11 protein-coding genes are annotated in these 17,190 nt (G+C 57.0%); 6 read left to right on the top strand and 5 right to left on the bottom strand.

All coding sequences use genetic code 11. The annotated features are described in order from the left end of the window. Positions 1-23: 23 nt before the first annotated feature. From ACQZ5M_RS10465 to ACQZ5M_RS10440, 6 genes are all read left to right on the top strand, one after another. Positions 24-851 carry a sugar phosphate isomerase/epimerase family protein gene (locus ACQZ5M_RS10465; protein ID WP_112953492.1) on the top strand — a complete coding sequence of 276 codons (828 nt, stop codon included), beginning with the start codon at positions 24-26 and terminating at the stop codon, positions 849-851. 38 nt (positions 852-889) lie between these two features. After that, positions 890-2,011, top strand: coding sequence for a substrate-binding domain-containing protein (locus ACQZ5M_RS10460; RefSeq protein ID WP_449079684.1), 1,122 nt, complete (start codon positions 890-892; stop codon positions 2,009-2,011). A 121-nt stretch (positions 2,012-2,132) separates the two neighbouring features. Continuing rightward, positions 2,133-3,299 (top strand): levoglucosan dehydrogenase, encoded by a 1,167-nt coding sequence (locus tag ACQZ5M_RS10455; RefSeq protein ID WP_449079683.1) that lies wholly within the window; start codon positions 2,133-2,135, stop codon positions 3,297-3,299. Next, a complete protein-coding gene (locus tag ACQZ5M_RS10450; RefSeq protein ID WP_449079682.1) occupies positions 3,296-4,870 on the top strand; it encodes a sugar ABC transporter ATP-binding protein in 1,575 nt (524 codons plus the stop codon). Before ACQZ5M_RS10455 ends, ACQZ5M_RS10450 begins: the two co-directional genes overlap by 4 nt. Next, on the top strand, positions 4,863-5,804 hold the full coding sequence (locus ACQZ5M_RS10445; protein ID WP_112953155.1) for an ABC transporter permease: 942 nt from the start codon (positions 4,863-4,865) through the stop codon (positions 5,802-5,804). The genes ACQZ5M_RS10450 and ACQZ5M_RS10445 overlap by 8 nt, the downstream gene beginning before the upstream one ends. Then, the gene (locus tag ACQZ5M_RS10440) at positions 5,801-6,136 is read left to right on the top strand and encodes a putative quinol monooxygenase (RefSeq protein ID WP_296103416.1); all 336 of its coding nucleotides are present in this window, start codon (positions 5,801-5,803) and stop codon (positions 6,134-6,136) included. The genes ACQZ5M_RS10445 and ACQZ5M_RS10440 overlap by 4 nt, the downstream gene beginning before the upstream one ends. An 810-nt stretch (positions 6,137-6,946) precedes the next feature. Here ACQZ5M_RS10440 and ACQZ5M_RS10435 read toward each other — a convergent pair. The 5 genes from ACQZ5M_RS10435 to ACQZ5M_RS10415 form a co-directional block, all read right to left on the bottom strand. After that, the gene (locus ACQZ5M_RS10435; RefSeq protein WP_449079681.1) at positions 6,947-8,800 is read right to left on the bottom strand and encodes a UvrD-helicase domain-containing protein; all 1,854 of its coding nucleotides are present in this window, start codon (positions 8,798-8,800) and stop codon (positions 6,947-6,949) included. After that, positions 8,797-10,764 (bottom strand): ATP-dependent nuclease, encoded by a 1,968-nt coding sequence (locus ACQZ5M_RS10430; protein ID WP_449079680.1) that lies wholly within the window; start codon positions 10,762-10,764, stop codon positions 8,797-8,799. The genes ACQZ5M_RS10435 and ACQZ5M_RS10430 overlap by 4 nt, the downstream gene beginning before the upstream one ends. A 1,045-nt stretch (positions 10,765-11,809) precedes the next feature. Next, the gene (locus ACQZ5M_RS10425; protein WP_142858530.1) at positions 11,810-13,021 is read right to left on the bottom strand and encodes a hypothetical protein; all 1,212 of its coding nucleotides are present in this window, start codon (positions 13,019-13,021) and stop codon (positions 11,810-11,812) included. Then, positions 13,018-15,354 (bottom strand): hypothetical protein, encoded by a 2,337-nt coding sequence (locus ACQZ5M_RS10420; protein WP_449079679.1) that lies wholly within the window; start codon positions 15,352-15,354, stop codon positions 13,018-13,020. Before ACQZ5M_RS10420 ends, ACQZ5M_RS10425 begins: the two co-directional genes overlap by 4 nt. Further along, the gene (locus ACQZ5M_RS10415; protein ID WP_449079678.1) at positions 15,351-16,865 is read right to left on the bottom strand and encodes a hypothetical protein; all 1,515 of its coding nucleotides are present in this window, start codon (positions 16,863-16,865) and stop codon (positions 15,351-15,353) included. The genes ACQZ5M_RS10420 and ACQZ5M_RS10415 overlap by 4 nt, the downstream gene beginning before the upstream one ends. Between the last annotated feature and the right edge of the window lie 325 nt (positions 16,866-17,190).

The raw sequence follows: 17,190 nt of genomic DNA, 5'->3' as shown, positions 1-17,190 counted from the left end.
AATGTCTTGAGGAGGAGATGACCATGGAGCGTTGCAAGCTGGCTTATCATGCCAATTGCTGGGGGGAGCTCGGCGGAAGTGCCGTTGGCGTCACCTCGATTACACAGCTCTCCTACCGAACCTTCGGTGACATGCGGCGTGCCTTCGCCGATATTGCAGCGGCAGGATATGAAGGTGTGGAGCTTTTCGATGGCAACCTGCTCGATTTCTCCACGGCGGATATGCGTGCCCTGCTGTCCGACAATGGTTTGAGCCTTGTCGCCGCATATGCTGGTGGAAACTTCATCTTCGACGATATCCTTCCAGAGGAGTTGGCCCGCGTGACGCGCGCTGCGGAACGGGCCGCCGAACTCGGTGCTCCGCATCTCGTTGTCGGCGGCGGCGCAAAGCGTTTCGACGGAACGCGGGAGGCGGATTTTCACAAGCTCGCGGCAGCGCTTGATCGGGTAGGGGAAATTGCGAGCGCACACGGTTTGCGCGGCCATTATCATCCCCACCTCTCCACAATCGTGGAGGGACCGGAGGAGGTCGCAAAGATCTTCGGCCTGACGGGTATCGATTTCTGCCCGGACACGGCGCATCTCGCAGCAGCAGGCGGCGATCCTGCGCAGCTTATACGCGATCATGCGTCCCGTATTTCCTATGTCCACCTCAAGGGCTTGCAGCGCGAGCCGTTTGCCTTCACGCCTCTTGATCGTGGTGACGTACCGACCGACGGCATTATTGCCGCCTTGCGCGAGATCGGCTTCGCCGGCTGGATCTGCGCGGAACTCGATGCCTGGACCGATCCGCTGGAGGGCGCTCGTGCCAGTATGACTTATCTGAAATCGGCCGATCTCAAGACGGATTGAAGGCCACCGGGGCTGTGCCCCATCCACGGGAGGAAACCATGATTACCAGACGCATTCTTTTGTGCTCCGCGGCCATCGCGGCAGTGCTGTCCGTTGCTGCGCCTACATTCGCTGCCGATCCCGATGCCGCGCTTGCCAAGCTGCAGGAGTCGGTCTTGTCGAAGGGGCCGTCGGGTGAAGACCCGTCACCTGCCTCCGGCGTCTCGCTGACTGCAGAGGAACTCGCCAAGATCAAGGCAATGGGCGCTACGGCTGCCATCGTCATGCATTATGGCGGCAACGACTGGTCTCGCGCCCAGATCAACGGCTTGCAGACGCAGTTCGCGGCTATGGGCATAAAGGTCATTGCGGTGACCGATGCCGGCTTCAAGCCCGAGAAGCAGGTGGCCGACCTCGAAACCATCATGGCGCAGAAGCCGAATATCATCGTTTCCATCCCAACTGATCCGACTTCGACGGCCTCGGCCTACAAGGCCGCAGCGGATGCTGGCACCAAGCTGGTGTTCATGGATAACGTGCCTACCGGCTTCAAGGCTGGCAAGGATTATGTCTCCGTCGTCTCCGCCGACAATTACGGTAATGGCGTTGCCTCGGCGCATCTGATGGCCAAGGCACTCGGTGGCAAGGGCGAGATCGGTCTGGTGTTCCACGCTGCGGATTTCTTCGTTACCAAGCAGCGCTATGACGCCTTCAAGAAAACCATCGCGTCGGACTATCCCGATATCAAGATCGTAGCCGAGCAGGGCATCGGCGGCCCGGATTTCTCCGGTGACGCAGAAAAGGCCGCCGGCGCAATTCTGACGTCCAACCCGAACGTTAAGGGCATCTGGGCGGTCTGGGACGTGCCCGCCGAAGGCGTCATCGCCGCAGCGCGAAATGCCGGACGGGACGACCTGATCATCACCACGATCGACCTCGGCGAAAACGTGGCGATCTCGATGGCGCAGAACGGTTTCGTCAAGGGCCTCGGCGCCCAACGTCCCTATGATGCGGGCGTCGTGGAAGCCAAACTTGCCGGCTATGCCCTTCTGGGCAAGACGGCCCCAGCCTTTGTCGCCCTGCCGGCTCTGCCTGTCACCCGCGACAGCCTGCTAGATGCGTGGAAAACGGTCTATTCGACCGAAGCGACCGCCAACGTCAAGTCCAGCCTCGGCAACTAAATCGCTTACAGCGCGCGGTGCGTAAAAACCGCGCCGCGCCAGGAGAGCCCCGGTAAGGCGATCGCTGATCCTGCCGGCATGTTGAGCAGCGTGTGGCTGCACCAAATTAGGAGATACCTCGATGACGAAAGTGATGAACGTCGCCATGATTGGCGGCGGCTTCATGGGCAAGGCGCATGCCATGGCCTATGCCGCTATGCCGATGTTCTTTTGGCCGGCTCCGGCGATCCCGCACCGCAAGGTGATAGTGGATGTGACCGACGGCATGGCCGAGGACGCCCGCCAACGCTTCGGTTTCGAGGAAGCTTCCTCGGATTGGCGCGCCACGGTCAACCGGCCGGATGTTGACGTTGTCGATATCTGCACGCCGAACAATGTCCACGCTGAGATCGCCATAGAGGCGGCAAAGGCCGGCAAGCATATCATCTGCGAGAAGCCGTTGGCTCGCACCGTGGAAGAAGCCCGCGCCATGGCCGAAGCGGTCAAACAAGCCGGCGTGATCAACATGGTGGCTTTCAACTACCGTCGCACCCCAGCCGTTGCTCTGGCGAGGAAGTACATCGATGAGGGTCGGATCGGTCGCATCCTCAATTTCCGTGGCACCTATCTGCAGGACTGGTCGGCGGATCCGGATTCACCGCTTTCCTGGCGCTTTCAGAAGAAGATCGCAGGCTCGGGCGCGGTCGGCGATATCGGCACCCATGTGGTCGATCTCGCGCACTATCTGGTAGGGCCGATTGCGGAGGTCATCGCGCTGACCACGACCTACAACAAGACCCGTCCGCTTCAACAGGGCGGTATCGACAAACTTGGTGCGGCGGAAAAAGCGGCCGACGCTGAACGTGGCGACGTGGATGTGGACGACGAAGTCGTATCCATGCTGAAATTTGCCAATGGTGCGATCGGTAGCCTTGAGGCGACCCGCAATGCCTATGGGCGCAACAATTTCATCACGCTCGAAATCCACGGTACAAAGGGCTCGATCCACTTCAACTACGAACGCCGTGACGAGTTGCAGGTCATGTTTGCGGACGACCCGGCTGATGCGCGCGGCTTCCGCACCGTGTATACCGGTCCGGCGCACCCCTATGGTGGCGGTCTCTGGCCGATCCCCGGCCTTGGCATCGGATATTCGGAAACGAAGATCGTCGAGTGCTACGACTTCTTCCAGGCGATCGCGAAGGGCAAGCAGCCGAGCCCCAATTTTGAAGACGGCCTGCTGACCGAACTTGTCGCGGATGCTTTCATCCGCTCCGGTGAGTCGGGTGTATGGGAGAAGGTGGGATGAACGACAGCGCCGCAGCCGTTCGGATGACAGGCATTTCGAAATCCTTCGGGGGCGTCCGCGCCCTTGAAGGCGTCGATCTCGAGGTGTTGCCCGGCGAGGTTCATGCCCTGTTGGGCGGCAACGGCGCTGGCAAATCCACGATCCTGAAGATACTGAACGGGGTTCATCGTCCTGATCAGGGTACGATCGTCGTCGCCGGACGCGCATTGACGGCTCACACGCCGGAAGAATCACGTGACGCCGGCATTGCCATGAACTACCAGGAAATGAGCCTTATCCCGACGCTGACGGTGGCGCAGAACGTGTTCCTGACGCGTGAAAGCCGCACCGGCACCGGATTGATCGACGATGCGGACGCGGAGCGCCGCGCCGCTGAACTTTTTGCGCGGCTTGAGGTCTCGGTCGATCCCCGCGCCCTGGTCGGCGATCTCGGTGCTGGCCAGAAGCAGTTAACCGAGATCGCCAAGGCGATTTCGCAGGATGCGAAGGTTCTCGTTTTGGACGAACCCTCGACGGCGCTCGCGGTCTCCGACGTCGAACGCCTCTTTGTCTTCCTTCAAAAGCTTAAGGCCGAGGGTGTCGCAATCATCTATGTCAGCCACCGCATGGACGAGATCGCCCGCATCGCCGACCGCGCCACCATTCTGCGTGACGGCCGGCACGTCGTCACCGCGCCGCTTTCCGAGCTGCCGATCGACACCATGATCGAGCATATCGTCGGCAAGCGCTCGAAAGGACTTTCGGACGTCGTGCGCGGCTCTTCCGTCAGGGGAAAGGTCCTGCTGGAGGTCAGCAATCTCAGCGGTGCGCACAAGCCTGAGCATGTGTCCTTCGCGCTCCACGCCGGCGAAGTCCTCGGCCTGGCCGGGCTTTTGGGTTCTGGACGGTCTTCGCTTGCGCGGCTGCTCGCCGGTATCGATCCTGCTGCAAGCGGCACGATCAGCATCAAGGGCAGGGAGGTCTCGATCCGTAAGCCCGGCGATGCGATCGACAACGGCGTGGCGCTGGTTCCAGAGGCGCGGGCCACCCAGGGCATTATTCCTGCGCATTCGGTGGCATCGAACATGGTGCTCGCGGTCATCGAACGGCTGTCGCGTGCCGGTGTGGTCGACCGCAAGGCCGTGGTCGACCTCACGGACAGGCAGATTGCGCGGCTTTCGATCAAAACGGCGAGCCGCGACCACGCGGTGGCCACGCTATCCGGCGGCAACCAGCAGAAGGTGGTGATCGGCAAGTGGCTGGCCACAGATCCCGACATACTCATTCTCGACGAACCGACAGCCGGAATCGACATAGGCTCGAAGTCGGAGATCATTCGTCTGGTGCGGGATCTTGCCGCCTCCGGCAAGGCCATCATCATGATCTCCTCGGAGCTTTCGGAACTGTTGACCGCTTGCGACCGCATTCTCGTCATGGCGGATGGACGCGTTCACTCGGACCTTCCCCGCGAGGCTTTCGACGATCCGGCAGTGGCGGTGGACGACCCGGCGCATCGCCTGCAGGCAGCGGAGCAAAAGCTCCAGACCGAAATACAGCGGGCGCTCGCAGCCCAGGAGACGATCAATGCTTAAGGCTTTCGCCGCCAACTGGCGCCAGAACATCATCTATATCGGCTTCATCGCCATCTTTGTCGTGTTCGCGGTGACGCTGAACGACAAGGGCTTCCTGACAGCCAACAATCTGCTCAACATCGTACGCCAGACGGCGATGATCGCTGTCATGGCAATAGCCATCACCTTCGTGCTGTCGGCGGGCGAGATCGATCTCTCGGTCGGCGCGGTGGCAGGCCTGACGACGGTGACCGTCGCCATGGCGATAGCCGTCGGCGGACCTTTTGCAGGCGTGCTGGCAGGGATTGCCACAGGTCTAGCGGTCGGGTCCTTCAACGGCTGGCTGACCACGCGCATCGGCATTCCATCCTTTCTCACGACGCTGGCGATGATGGGCATCGCCAAGGGCGTCGCCATGTGGATTTCCGCGACCGCTGCGGTTCCGATCCTTTCGCCCGGCTATTCGTGGCTGTTCGGCGGTGGCAATCTTGGTCGGATTCCCGTGCTGCTAGTGTGGATGCTCGTGCTTGGCGTCATCGGCCATATGGTGCTGCGGCGCACAGGATTTGGTCGCCGTGTGCTCGCGACCGGCGGCGGCGAAACCGCTGCACGCTATTCCGGTATCGATACCCGCAACATCAAATTCAAGGTTCTGGTAATGTCGTCCTGTGCGGCGGCTCTGGCAGGCATGCTGTATGCAGGGCGTCTGCAATCAGGCCGCTTCCAGCTTGGCGAGGGTGACGAACTCTCGGTCATCGCAGCGGCGGTGCTTGGCGGCACCAGCCTGTTCGGCGGGAAGGGTACCGTGGTCGGTACCATCGTCGGGGCCTTGATGATCGGGCTTATCAACAACGGCCTCATTCTGATGGGTCTGGAATTCAGCCAGCAGTTGATCGCCCGCGGCGGCATCATCATCCTGGCCGTCGCCCTCAGCCAGAAGAAGTCGGCATCATGACCATCACCATTATCGGAACCGTAACGGCTCGCCCCGAATACCGGGATGAGCTACAGGCTATCCTCAGTCGTCAGGTAGCCCCGACACGGGCGGAAGGCGGCTGCATCAACTACGACTTCCATGTGGATGCGGCAGATGACTGTGTCTTCGTTTTCTACGAGAACTGGAGAAGCCAAGAGCATCTCGACCAGCACATGAAAATGCCGCATCTCGTACCGCTTCTATCGCAGATAGACAGACTGCTGGCAAAGCCGGTCGAGATCCGACACCTGCGGATGATCGGCAACCCGGCCACATTAGCGAGCATTCAGGGCATTGGCCTCCTTGATTAAGGCTAAAAGCGGCCTGGTTCTCCTGGCTCCCTTGTCTTCTTCCATAGTGGCGAATGTCGAAACCGACTATATCGGTGAGTACACAGATACGCCCGTCAATTTCCGCGGCGATGTGCCGGAAGGGTTTGCGGGGACGGAGAAGTAGCTATCGACATCGGACCAATGTGAGGTACACCTCTGGATAGATGGCAAACGGTCGGCCTCATTGCAAGAAGTCCGCGATGAAGCAGATAGCCGACGACAATACCTGTCTCAACGTAAGCTTGGTCTTTTTCCAACGCAATATTCGACAGTCAGATCCTGGCCCCGTTGCGTGCGGATCCCCAGCCCATTTTCTGGCCGCCTTAGAATGCGACGGATGCTCCAATCACTGCAGCCGAGATCGCCCAACTCATTGAAAGGAAGCCACTTTTCCCTGCGGGAGATGTTCGCCGATTTAGATCGAAAAATTAGTCAAAAACGACTTTCCTGGGAGACCTGGATTCTCACATGATTTCAATGACTTGAGTTAAAAGCCTTGAAATTCCCTCTGTTTTCCTGCCGCGAGCGACCGTGGATGCCACCTTTGTGCCCTGGCTTTGGGCATCAGTCAACTAGACGGGCTAACGGCAATAATTTCCGCTCTCGGGCCTCAAGTTTGCGGTGAGGCAGCCACAGAGCGCCCGGCAGCTTTGCACTTTCATTTGAGACGTTAGGTCCACTTCAACGATGTCCCAAAAGCAGTCGCTCACAAGCCAGCGTCGGCAATCGGGTGGTTTGCCGACGGTCTGGTAATGGGCAGCGGACATCATAAGAAGACGTTCGGCGTGCTCAGGCGATATCCTCGCTCGCGATGCGAGGCACGTGTGCACCGAGCAAATTTTCCAGCCAGGCAATCCTGCCACCGCGAGCGCTGCAGTTGGTAAAGAACGCACGCTGTTTTGCGCGTGTGAGTGCCACGAAGAACGAGTTCATCTCCTCGGGTCTATTGGGGGTCAGGCTCCACCAGCTATTACTATCGAGGCCGAAGAAGACGATCGTATGGAACTCCATCCCCTTGCTCTTGTGGATGGTCATCAACGGCACCTGGTTGCGCCCTTCGAAGCGGTCCAGGGCCTCGCTCCAGCTGTCGGCGTCGCCAAGGCACTCGGACAACAGGAGTTTGAAACCTTCCTCCACGCGAGCGAAGTCGGAATTGCGTGTGTATGACGGTGTAGCACGCCTTATGACGGTCTCACCAATTTGCTCGATTAGAAGCGCGACCGCGCCCGACACGTTGCTAACCTCCGGATCATGCGAGGCCATGTAGGCTCTAATCGATTTCACCAGGGCTTCGGTGCGCGCTGCCGATCGCTGGAGTCCGAGGTCGTCGTCGAGAGATATCGCTCCGAGCCTTCGCAGTTGCTCTTGAACCGACGCCCATGCCGCGGGGTTTCGCTTTTCCGCCCCCAGCCTCAGCAGCGGGAGGAGAATCTCGGATAGCTCTTCGGCGAGCAAGTCCTGGATCGCGATCGACCCGACGTTCCGCGCGACGTTTCGAAGTGGGAAGCCGAGTTCGGCGAGAGCCGGGCCTAACTCTTTTTCCAAGCGTTCGGGGTGGTTCCGCACAAGGACTGCCAGTTCGTGGGCCGGAACGCCGTCATCGACCTGCTCGGATATCCAGCCTGCCAAGCCTTTGATCTCTTCTTCCTCGCTCCCGAAATCCCAAATCGAGCAGACATCCCCGTCGACCGCCTTTTCCCCGCGTGCGACCGCATGCTCTACATTGGGGTCAATGCTCTGCGCGACGATATGCTGTATCGCCACGAGATCGGTATGCGAGCGCCAGTTCAAGAGCAGCGATATGGGTCTTGCATCAAACTCTTGCGTGTATACCTCGAAGCCGTTCGGCATTGCGCCCGCCCAACCCATGATGCGCTGCTTGTCGTCTCCGACCGCCGTAAATGTGTTGTGGTCTTTGTCGAAGGCGGAGGTGAGCAGCTCGAACTGAGCTGGCTGAGTGTCCTGGAACTCATCGAGGAAAATGACAGGGTAAGTCATCCGGATCGCGGCGTGGATACGGGGGCTGGCGCGTACGAGATACTCTGCGAGACGATTTATCATCGGAAACGTCAGATAGGCGGTCGGTTGGCCATTTAGCTGGTCGTTCCAATATTCTTCAAACGCCGATCGAAGATTCTCGGGTACATTCTGGTTAGGGTCGCGGATCCGGACTCCTGCGATAGTGCGTGTGAGTTGCTGAGTGTTGATGTTGTGAATTCCCGCGCGCCGTAGAAAGTCGTTCAACGCGTCGTTGCTCGGAAACGCGATCTCATAGTTTGCCGGCGGTCTGTACAAAGCCGGCACTGCCATCCGAAACTGATCGACAAGCCTTTTGGCAAATCCATCGAATGTCAGGGACACAAACCGGCGTGCCTGTCTCTCTGGACAGCGTTTCCGAACACGGGCCGAAAGCGTCTCCGCGGCGTCGCGCTTGAAGCTGATCGCAAGGATTCGTTTGGGCGCAGGACAGAGACCGGTCTGCAGGAGGTAGGACGCTTTTTGCGCAAGGAACTCGGTCTTGCCGGCGCCCGCTCCGGCCGTGACGCATACGCTGCGGTCAGTCTCCCGAAGTGCCTCCCAAGCGCGGTCTTCGAGCTCTTCTATGCCTTGAGGCACCCAATCTTCTGGACGAACGAGGCTCATGGGACGACTTTACGCTTCACGTAGGCGATGAGCTTCGTCAGCTCTTCGGGTGCATCCTCTTCAAGATCTTCTGAGTCGATTTCGCTCAAGGCGCGAAGGTGCGCTTCGGGCTTGCTCTCGCTTAAGAATAGGTACGGATACCAGATGAAGCTATCGTCCCACCCATTATCGTAGAGATCGGGATCGCCTTCGGTCTTTAGCGTCACATTCTTCTTGTCTTCAAGCGCATTCGCGCTCTTCTTGGGACCGCGACCGCCTGGTCTCGGTTTCTGGTAAACGTCGGGGAACATCTCCAGCATCGCGAAATCAATATCGAGCGGGGATGAGAAGAACACGCCTTCTCGCCTCAGCGCCTTGAGCCACGGATGGTCCTGATCTTGGTCGATCAATTCCTGATCGTCGATCTCGTCAAGATCATCGAGGTCGATTTCCTCATCGACGACGAGCTTGTTGGTGCTGAGGTCGTTACCGACAGCGGCGAGTTGCTCCACGACATACTGCACCGTCTTCGCGCCGCCGTGCTGCCGTCCGGCATCAAGGTCCAGCAGGGTGGCATAGGGGATTTCGATATCCGACAAGAGGCGCCAGAAATGAGCGACGAACCGTCCTGCCAAGGGCACAATGGGAACGAATGAGCGGTCGAGCGGGAAGTCCGACGCCTCGGCGATGGCGGGGAGCACGATCGCCTCCGATTCGCCCTCAGCCAGTACGACGAACCGCGCGAAGTAGAGCTCGGGATATGCACGTACGGCCAAACGCACATACTTGCGAGCTTCCGTGCCTTCTTCTGGAAGGGTCAGGAGCCTCACCGAAGATTTGCGGGTCTCGGAGTTCAGGCGTGCGTATCGCACCTCTTCGGGTTCTATCCGACTGAGAATGCTGGCGCTATGACTGGAGAGGATGACCTGCGCTTCGGCAGCGCCGCCGATGTCGCGTGCCTGGCGCATGATACGGGACAGAAAAAACGGCGAGAGGGAGTTTTCCGGCTCTTCTATCGCAAGGATGGTCAGATAAGTTCGGCGGAGTTTCTCCTGATCGAACACGCTGTCCGCGGGGGTCTCCCGTAGAGCATCGCGTTCTATCTCGAGAGTCGCTGCCGTCAGTGCGATATGGAAGAGAGAGCGTTGTCCATCGCTGAGATCGTCGAGGCGGCGCTCCCGCCCAGCCTCGTCCGGGAAGAACACGAACTCCGCGCGCCGAACGAGCTCTTCAAGCCTGGTCTCGACCAGTCGGAGCTTCGGCGTCGTGTCCGTGTCGCCAGTATAAACCTCCGACCATCGGGTTGCGAGGCGTTCCAGAATAAACTCCGTGACCCCTTCGGTATCAAATTCGTCTTGAAGTGCGACCGCCGACGTCTCTGCCTGTTCGATCATCTGTTGAGACCATTTAGCGGCGCGCCATAGACGTCCTTTGAGTAGGTTCGTGACCTGATCAGCTGCGTTGCGGTTGGCGGGGATGTAGACGAGTTGGATGTAGTTTCGCTCGACGGCCTGCACCGCCTGGCACTCGTCCCATTCGAAATCGTCGTCCGTCGCGCACACCCATCGGAACGCCTCTTCTATCGTTCCTTCGGGCGTGCCGTCGTCGATCCACTTCGCTTCGAGGCGCATACGCACTTTCAGCGGCTCATCTTCTCCGCTCGTGGCCATCTGATTGAAGAATTCGGGTATCGCATCCGTATCCGCATCGTCTTTTTCCAGCTCCGGGAAGCCAAGCAAGCAATCGACGAGCATCAAGGTTTCCGACTGGAGCTCCTCGTTCTCCTTGGGCACATGGAAGTCGGATTTCCGGATTGTCCGTTGGGCGCTCGATGTGCCGAAAGCTTTTTGGATGGCGGCGAAAATTGCCGTCTTGCCGGAGCCGTTGTTGCCGACGAAGGCCGTAACAGCCTCTTCGAGGGTGAGCGTCACTCCCTCTGGCCCAAAGCATCTAAAATTGCGGATGGTCAGCTGCTCAATTTTCATAAATTCCCCCCTGCCAAGCAACAAATCAAAACCTTGCGCTGGCATTGTTCATCTACCACTTTCCTTCTACTTGCGCGACCTTCCGGAAACGGCCTCTACGTGCACCGCTCCTGCGAACAGCAGGTTTCGGAACAGCGCAATAGGTCATCTGGTGTCCTCAATGGGGCCGAGAGCGGTCGTTCTCCCTAGTCTGCTCGTGGCACTCGGGTGGGGTACCCAGCCGTCATTTTGAGAGCTCTAAGCTTCTTCGAAATCTGGAGAGCGTCACATTTCAACTGAGGTGAATCGCGCCAAGTAGCTGAAAAGATGCCGTTTTACAGCGGACAACAGCAACATATGCTTCAATGTGAGTGTTACCTTTCCCTGCCACGCGATGTCCGACAGCCAAATTTCGGCCCCCGTTGCGGTCGGGTTCTCAGCCAATTTTTCTAGCCGCCTTGGAACACGAAGGATGGCCCAAGGAACTGCGGCCGAGATCGCCTAACGTATTGACAAGACGCCACTTTTCAGAGGGAGATGGGTGCCAATCAAGATCAAAATCGATCGAAATTGACTCGCCTGGGGGTCTTGGATTCTGGAATGATTTTAATAGGTTAATGGAAAAACCTTGAAATTTCCTATGTTTCCCTGTCGCGAGCGACCGTGGATGCCACCTTTGTGCCTTGGCCTTGGGCATCAGTCAACAGCAACGGGCGAGCGGCAATAATTTCCGCTCGGGAGCGCTAACTCGGAGGTGAGGTAAGAATTGTCGCGTGGCCGCTTTGCGCCTTCATCGCGGTTATGGAGATGACATGCATAGGGATGTTACTCATTCAGCGTATAAACCTGAATGCGAGATGCCATGGCTACGAATCCTTTTAAGGGCTTCGCATGCCCCCCCGCGCGCTCTTCGGCGGCTTCAAGCAGTCTGGCATAGGCCATAAAATCCGAGCCTCCGTGCCAGAATTCTACAACGTTAACCAATCAGCATCGTAACTTCCTGTAGAAATTAGATCTAACTAGGACTCTTTCCGAGTAGACAAGTGCCGAGCCCGCGATGTCTAAGTCACATATCAGCTAGCCGATCTGCGAGTTTGATCCTGCCCAATCGCTTCGCAGAGCCTCTAACGTGTTGAAGAAGGCTCGTTTTTTCAAGCAAGTGACGCATTTCCTCTTTAGGACGGCCAGCCGCAGCGTGCTCCTTCAGTTTTCTTGATACCAATTCCTCGTAGTACTCTGAAAAACATCGATCGCGCTCTAAGTAGAACATGACCTCAAGGTCTGCCAGCTTTCCTGCGTCTAGGTGGTCGCTGAGGTTGTCAATGACTTCGCGGTAGAGCCGCCCCCGCTCCTGCGCACCCTTCAAGCGAGCAAAATCGAAGTAGTCTATGCCGGTTTCCTCGGCGGCTGGCTCTCGGACTGGATGCAGCCTGCGCCATTGCTCGATCACCCAAACCACATCATCATCGGAAAGATACAGCAGTGAACTCTCTATGCCGATCAAGGCAGCAAGCTCTCGCGTTCCTTCGATCTTTTTGCACGCTGTGCTGAGCTTTCCGCCGCTTAGCGAAAAACGCTCCTTTATTGAGTTCCTGACATCGTCAAACTTAGGATCGCTCCACTGATCCCGGGGAAGCAGCATTCCTGCGATTTCTAACAGATCACGCCGTGAACAATCCTGAGTGAAAGTGCCGGTAGAATGCTCATCCGCAAAGCTGAGCGTACGGTATTTGAGGTCGGATAATAACTCCTGCAGTATGCGCAGGTTACGCCGCATGAGCCCCACATTCACGATGGCAAATTTTTCAAGGCTGCGTTTGTTGTCGCGAGTGACGTGATATCGAAGCTCTTGTCCATCATTATCGACCAGCTCCAAACTGCGTACGAAAGACTGAAGCGCCTCTAGGACGCTGCGGAGTTTAACATCGCCGATCTTGGAGTCATAAAGGTGCCGCCAATAGGCTGAAATGTTATGATCGAGCCCGTGACCATTGTCTTGGATAGCACCGAGAGAAATGAGCTTTGCATGAGCGAACTTGATGTTCAACTCCGTCGCGTGACGAGCGTTGTAGAGGATCGGTAGGATGAGAGTATCACGCTTTTCGTATAGTCGTTTTTCAACGATGGCATCGGCAAGCTCTATGGCAGCCTCGATGTAACCATCGAGATAGTTTTCCTCATCGCCCTGACGGCCTATGGTCGCGTTCCATTCACCGTCGTGAATGACCTCAAAAAATGGATCGCCCTTAAAATCTTCGTCACTGTCTATATCGCTCATCGTGAGTTCCCCAAGGCCAATCGAGCTGCAAACCGCTCTGTGAGCTTGGCCTGAATCTGATCGTAGTAAAGCTGATCTTGCGACAGGACCGCGAAAATCGCCGTCGTCTGCACCGCGAGGTCGGCCGTGACACGCAAGAGAGGCTGCACGAGAGTGACGGCCTTTTTCTCAAATTTCACGGCTTGCAGCGCTGCTTGGCCAGCCCAGTTTGCTAGAGCGAGATACTCGATGACGCGGTGTTGCTCCGCTTCATCCGGCTGGACAGTTAAGTGTTGCAGCGCCCTGGTCGCGGAACCGAAATGCAGTAGTAGTAGACGTCCTATAAGTCTCGGCCAATCATGCCCGTCGGCCTTATAAATAGGCAGAATTTGGGAGGAGGTAGCTTTTCCTGAGATAGGCTGCGCGTGAGCCAGAATGATCTGCAACAGCGCCCTCACCCTAACCATCTCAGATGTTGTGATGCTTTGCCCTGCCTGAGCCTTACAACGCCTGCTGAAAGCATTCACCGCATCTTGAAACTTCTTAGCAGTTGCGAGGTTTGCTGCGGCCTCAGCCTTGCTTTCAGGACTTTTAGGCAGAACCTCTTCCATATTGCCCGGTTCTTCGGTTGAGATGGGCTCTCTCGAACGCAAGTCGATGTTGTTTTCATTCTCAATAGCCTGGTCCTCAAGGGCGGCAAGATCCACGCCGACGAGATCTATCATTCGGTTCAGGCAAATGCTGAGCATGTTCACAGCTCTGTCCCGAGAACTGTGAAGATAAAGTCCGTAGCGGCTACCCATAAGTTCGGACCGGGTTCGCGCCTTTATGAACTCATCGTAGGTCAACGGCTGATATGTTTTCGCCTCGCTGTCGGCCTTTTCATGCGTCGCCCGCGCACGATCAGTCTGCTGTCCCGCGAGCTCGGCATCCTCGATTTCCTCGAGGTCGCTAAGACACTCGTAAATGTCCAGCCCCTCGAAGTCTGCCTCAAGAAGCTTGTCGAAGAGACGCTTTTTCTTGCCTCGCTTTGGCGGAAGCGTTGATTGGGCAAGCGTATCCAGATCAACTACAGCAATGGGTGCGGAAACAGAGCCACCTGAAAAGACGGTCTTTCCATAGCGCGGCTTTTGCTCAGAGAGTACGGCAGCAACAGCGATGCTTTGATCTTCGGGGTCCAAACTTGGAAGATAGTTCCCATCCTTATCGAAGAGTTCTATCCGCTCCACACCGCCATGCAGTTTCTGAGGCGCTTTCCATTTAAGTACGCCAGATTGGAGCGTCAGCGTGCCACCATCAGCCGCCACTTCGACAGCGTCCTGTTCTGCTAGTGGCAGCTCTAGCTTCGCAACCTCCTCCATCTTTAGCGCCTTTTGCCGATAATCACTGAGGCCCAGCAGACCAAGCGCTGTACCAGCAGTGTTGCGTTTATAAATTGCTGCCTCGGCATTGCCTCCGGCAGCCGGCCCCATCAAGGCCGGATAGGTGCAATTTACACTACCTGAAATGACGTGATCGAAGGCTTTACCACGCGCGATGATCAGCTTGGCGTGCAAGAAGCGGTTCGCCGCGTTTTCGCTAATATCAAAGAGGGAAACCCCTGGAAGTTTGGAAAGCGCGGCGGTCGGGAACCCATTTCCTCGGTCTATCAGCAGATGTGTTATTGGGCTTCCTAACGCTCCTTGGAGGCGGGCCAGGCCCTCAAGTTGAGTATCCCAATAAGGCGATACGACAACTAGTTCGCTGATGGGGTCCCCACCAACCGAGAGTCTGATCTGCTCCAGAACGCTAAGGTCTGGCCGATCGAATAGAACGTTTAGCTCTCCTGCTTGAGATGCGTTGAAAGCAGGTTCACTTCCGTATCCTTGCAGCCAGTTTGCGCCCGCTATGGCGCGCTCCAGGCTAACTCTAAACCACTGATCATCTTCAGGCACATAGCGCCTTAAATATCCGATAACACTGGCAAAGAGCGCCGCAGTTTCTGGCGTCTCCTCCGAATAGGAAATACTTGCCACTTGCTCTTTATTGCCGCCAAGCCCCAAAGCCGTAAGATTGGCGGAGCCGATCAGCAGGCGTCCCTTTTTCTCGCCGATCAGCATCGTGATCTTTGGGTGGAAGGCACGCGGAGCTTTCGCCTTGATAAGATGATAGCTGGTACCAGCAAAGGTCGGTGGACCAAATTCTGCGAAGGCGTTATTCACCATCGTTCGATCCGCAAAGACCACTATGTTGCGGCATCCTGATCCGCGAAGACGCGGAAAAGGAATGTCCTCAAACGCCAGAGTTCCGAAGGCATATGTCGTCATGAAAGCGGAGTGAAAGCCACCGACGCCAAAGACATCATAGTACTTCATGCGGCCGCCATTTCTGCACGGCCGTAGGAGGTCAAACCGTTGTCATCGATCAGACTAATGTCTTTGAGAAATCGTAGTGCTTGCTCGATACGAGGGCTACTTGGAGCCACATGGAATTGGCTTCGATAGCGGATCAGTCCATCTTCTGGCTCGAGATGATAAGTGTAGGCTTTCTGCTTTCGGAATTTTCGTGACGCAACCCAGAGGTGACGCTTGAGCACACGATCCGAAATAAGATGCGAGACGACAGCCTTCGCGGGGAGCGCTGAAATGCCATTCAAGAAACGCTGCTCGGTACGCAGCGAGTAGAAATAGTCTTCTCCGCTCAGCGCTTTCTGGATCAGGTCTTCACCGACAGGAGTATTGCGCCAAAGGCACGAAACCAGCTTTACTGCGCGTTGCACCCGCTCCTCACCAATCCCATCCAGCATCTGCTGGGCGTGAGCGCGCGCGGTATCCCCGTCAGTGCCTTGCTGGGAAACAAAATCCTTCCAGGTCGCGTTCTCCGGAACATTCGCCTGCTCTACGAGCTCTTCGACAAGAGCGGTTAGCGGCATCCGATTTCGCGGCGCATCGGATAGAGCAACAAGAGCCGCCGACAGAATCGTCTCATAGGCAAGTCTGATGAGGTCGCATGCTTGGAATAACGCCCAAAGCTCGGGGACACGAAGCTCGCTTTGTGGAGCCTCTGCCGCGCCATCGAACCATTGCCACTTGATGGCTTCCACCTGTGGGATCGCACCCTTTTGGTCAGCACTTTGCAAAAGCATCGTAAGAGTGGCCTGGCGCACGAGATCTTGTTCCGCCTGACCGCCCGCCTTTCCGAGAAGGATATCTCTGAGGAGTGTATGCTCCTTGCTTCCCAGCCGCAGCTTAGAGGGCTTCATCACTTCGAAATGGGCAAGCTCGGCGACGCTAACCTGAGCCCGATTAACAAGCTCGAAAAACCTCGGCGCTAGGTCACCAACTTCTTCGGCAAACGCTTCTGCGAGAGGCAGCGCAAGCCTTGCGCAGACGGGATTCGGATTTGGATCGTTCTTCGCCGCGAAGATGAGTAGGCCCATCTCCCGCATCTGCGTTGAGTAGATAGCGCCAAAAGCTCCGGCTTTGTTTTTGAGATAGCGAAGTTTTTCGTCCGCGTCGGCATCGGCACCTTGAGCAAAGTCGATAACGCCTCCTGCCGCCTGGCTTACAAGAATGTCTGCGGCCCAGTCGGAGCCAGTGATGCCGAGCTCACGTTGCCCGTGCGTACATATCAGGGCGTATAGGGCTTCGCAGCGACGGTAGAAGGCGCGGAAGACCGCAGGATCCGGATCCCGGATCGTGTCTTCGTAGTGCTTTAAGATGAACGGGAAAAAAGAGTAGTAGCGGTAGCGGAGCGTGATCGTGCTTATTCCTGGAATAAGCGATTGGTAGATCGCCTCAATAGGCCTTTGCATCCCAAGTGGATCGAGACCGCTATCTTGTCCCAGCTCTGTCCAGTCAGGAAACCCTTCTTCAACTGCCTCCATAAGCCCCCCCAATTAATTTGTTGTAGTCCCAACCTAGCTTCTGATGAAATGCTCATTCTCGCAAGGTGGCCGAAGATCATGCTGCTCTTCGCCGCAAGATCGTCTTCGAAAAATGCCCTTCATTTCCCTATATCTTCACGCCGCGAGTGACCTTGAAAGCCATTTTGTGCAGGTTTGGGTCAACGTCAACAAGGCTGGAAAGCGGCAACAAATTATGTTCGAAGGCGCTGACCTTGCTAGGCAATTTTCGGATGCAAGGGGATCGGCAGTGATTTCTGCTGCGCGGAAATAATTTCCCTATCGGTGTGACCTCAAGTCAATCCGC

It is taken from the genome of Rhizobium sp. 22-785-1, assembly GCF_053521965.1.
This window is presented reverse-complemented; position numbering and strand designations above follow the sequence as displayed.